Here is a 2,126-nt window from a genome sequence, read left to right as displayed (position 1 = left end):
AGGATCTAGGTGAAGATCCTTTTTGATAATCTCATGACCAAAATCCCTTAACGTGAGTTTTCGTTCCACTGAGCGTCAGACCCCGAAAACGATTTAGGAGACACCGATGAACATCAACGATGCCCTCACCTCCATCCTGGCCTCAAAAAAATACCGCGCCCTTTGCCCGGATACCGTGCGGCGCATCCTGACTGAGGAATGGGGGCGGCATAAATCCCCCAAACAGACCGTAGAGGCTGCACGCACCCGGCTGCATGGAATTTGCGGGGCATATGTCACCCCGGAATCGCTCAAGGCTGCTGCCGCCGCGCTTTCTGCGGGCGATGTAAAAAAGGCATTGTCGCTGCATGCCTCCACCAAGGAGCGACTGGCCGAGCTGGATACCCTGTACGATTTTATCTTTTCAGCCGAAACTCCCCGCCGCGTGCTGGATATCGCCTGCGGTCTTAACCCCTTGGCGCTATACGAGCGCGGCATTGCATCCGTGTGGGGCTGTGATATCCACCAGGGATTGGGGGATGTCATCACCCCCTTTGCTAGGGAAAAAGATTGGGATTTTACCTTTGCCCTGCAGGATGTGCTGTGTGCGCCGCCCGCCGAAGCCGGCGACCTGGCGCTGATTTTTAAGCTTTTGCCCCTGCTGGAGCGGGAGCAGGCCGGTTCTGCCATGGCACTTTTACAATCCCTCAATACCCCGCGCATGGCTGTCAGCTTTCCCACGCGTAGTTTAGGCGGGCGTGGAAAAGGCATGGAGGCGAACTACGCCGCATGGTTCGAGGGCGGCTTGCCCGCCGAGTTTGAGATTGAGGATAAAAAGACCATCGGAACAGAACTTATATACTTGATAAAAAAGAATGGATAAGCCAATCAGAAGGCAAATCATCTAAAAAAGAGGAACGAAAAATATTTTTCGTTCCTCTTTTGTTCTATCGAACAAGCACACTACGACTGCTGTTTTTGAAGCAGCCTTTTATAGCTCAGCTCGATGCCCAACGCCCCCAGCGGCGCTGTAAGTATAATGGCAAGAACCGCCACCGCAAGTATGGTTTCCCCACTGCCAAGCCCCATCGCCAGCGGAATAGCGCCGATTGCAGCCTGCACCGTTGCCTTGGGCAGATAGGCAATCATGCAGAACAGGCGCTCCTTCCGGGATAGGTCTGTACCCAGCGTACTCATCCACACGCCCAGCATGCGAAACAGCAGCGCAGCTGTGATCAGCAGCATGCCGCTTAGCCCGGCGGAGAAAAGGTAACGGATGTTGACCGTTGCACCCACCAGCACAAACAGCCAGATTTCTGCCGCCACCCAAAGCTTTGAAAATTTGCCGGATATACGCTTTGCAACCGGGGCGTTGGTTTTTAAAAGGGTGACGCCCATCCCCATCACCGCCAGCAATCCGGAAAATAGCGCCCTTTCGCCCAGGGTTTTCTCCAACGCAACCAGCGCAAAGGATGCGCCCAGCAGCAGGAGCACCTTGATCGTATCACGCATATGTACCCGCTTAAAAAGGGCTGCCGGCCGGCAAGGTGCTGTGCACGGATCTGCCCTGGCAGGGCATCAACGAAGACCAGAACCTGGGCATCGCCATCACCCGCCGTGCGCTGGAAGCCCCGCTGCGCGCCATCGTGGCCAACGCCGGTGAAGAACCGAGCGTGATCGTGGCCAACGTCAAGGCCGGCGAAGGCAGCTACGGCTACAACGCCGCCACCGGCGAGTTCGGCGACATGATCGCCATGGGCATCCTGGACCCGACCAAGGTGACCCGCTCGGCCCTGCAGCACGCCGCTTCCGTCGCCGGCCTTGCGATCACGACCGAAGTGGTCGTGGCCGAAGTGCCGAAGAAGGAAGAGCCGGCCATGCCGGGTGCTGGCGGTATGGGCGGCATGGGCGGCATGGATTTCTGATCCGGTTGGCCCGGTCGTCAGGGAACCGGACCGCGCCAGCGCGGTCCGATCCCGGCAACGACCCGACATCAAGGCCCCAAGGACGGGGCCGGAGCCCGGCAGCGATGCCGGGCTTTTTGTTGTGCCCGCGCCGCGGCAATGGGCACTGTTGCAAAGTTAGCGATGAGGCAGCCTTTTGTCTTATTCAAAGGCCTTACATTTCAAAAACTCTGCTTACCAGGC

The 2,126-nt window shown here is 57.7% G+C and carries 2 protein-coding genes and 1 pseudogene; 2 read left to right on the top strand and 1 reads right to left on the bottom strand.

Features of this window, described 5'->3' with window-relative positions:
• Window positions 1–106 precede the first annotated feature (106 nt).
• Entirely contained in the window at window positions 107–862 is a 756-nt protein-coding gene (locus FTE26_RS08395) for a 16S rRNA (guanine(1405)-N(7))-methyltransferase RmtB1 (protein WP_012372818.1), read from the top strand.
• 80 nt (window positions 863–942) lie between these two features.
• On the opposite strand, the gene FTE26_RS08390 is transcribed toward FTE26_RS08395, so the two are convergent.
• The gene (locus FTE26_RS08390; protein ID WP_014342204.1) at window positions 943–1,491 is read right to left on the bottom strand and encodes a cation:proton antiporter domain-containing protein; all 549 of its coding nucleotides are present in this window, start codon (window positions 1,489–1,491) and stop codon (window positions 943–945) included.
• Between the two features lie 59 nt (window positions 1,492–1,550).
• Here FTE26_RS08390 and FTE26_RS08385 point away from each other — a divergent pair.
• Window positions 1,551–1,904, top strand: a pseudogene (locus tag FTE26_RS08385) (TCP-1/cpn60 chaperonin family protein); the annotation flags it as partial.
• Between the last annotated feature and the right edge of the window lie 222 nt (window positions 1,905–2,126).

Source organism: Escherichia sp. S10b (assembly GCF_028421345.1).
Lineage (GTDB): Bacteria > Pseudomonadota > Gammaproteobacteria > Enterobacterales > Enterobacteriaceae > ECMA0423.
The sequence above is the reverse complement of the archived record's forward strand: the minus strand, read 5'-3'. Positions and strand labels throughout refer to the sequence as shown.